This window comes from Lacihabitans sp. CS3-21 (genome assembly GCF_024343675.1).
Taxonomy (GTDB): Bacteria; Bacteroidota; Bacteroidia; order Cytophagales; family Spirosomataceae; genus Leadbetterella.
In genome coordinates this window covers 1-450 of sequence record NZ_RJUD01000039.1, presented here as the reverse complement: position 1 = coordinate 450, position 450 = coordinate 1, and the positions used below count along the sequence as shown (strand labels likewise).

Annotated in this window: 1 protein-coding gene; it reads right to left on the bottom strand. The window is 43.1% G+C overall.

What is annotated here, in order from left to right:
- Nucleotides 1-450 (bottom strand): choice-of-anchor D domain-containing protein (locus tag EGI24_RS14185; protein WP_255049117.1); only part of this gene is annotated, 450 nt, incomplete at both ends.

The following is a 450-nucleotide window of genomic DNA, read 5'->3' as shown; positions in this document are numbered from 1 at the left end:
TCTGTGTAGCTGTACAACTGTTCGCATCTGTTACCGTGCAGGTCCATGAACCAGCTGTTAAGCCTGTTACACTTAATGTCCCATCTCCCGTTGGATTGCCAGGCGTCCAGTTATAGGTATATCCACCTGCTCCTCCAGTTGGCGTATTTATACTTGCCGCACCATTGCTTCCTCCATTACAACTTACATTAGTTTGTGAAAGAGCTGTTAATGATACATCTGAGCCAGAGCCCTCTACTGCAAAATCGTAGGTTGCTTCATCAGAATCGTTATTAGCCAAAGAAACCGTTGCACTTCTAAGTCCGGCTGCAGAAGGATTAAAGGTGATTTGAAAAGTGGTTGATCCAGAAGCCGAAACTGGACTTGTTGGATTTGATGAAACACTAAAATCAGAAGCGTTTGAACCACTTATGGTGGGATTACTAAAGGTTAAATTTGAAGTTCCTGTAT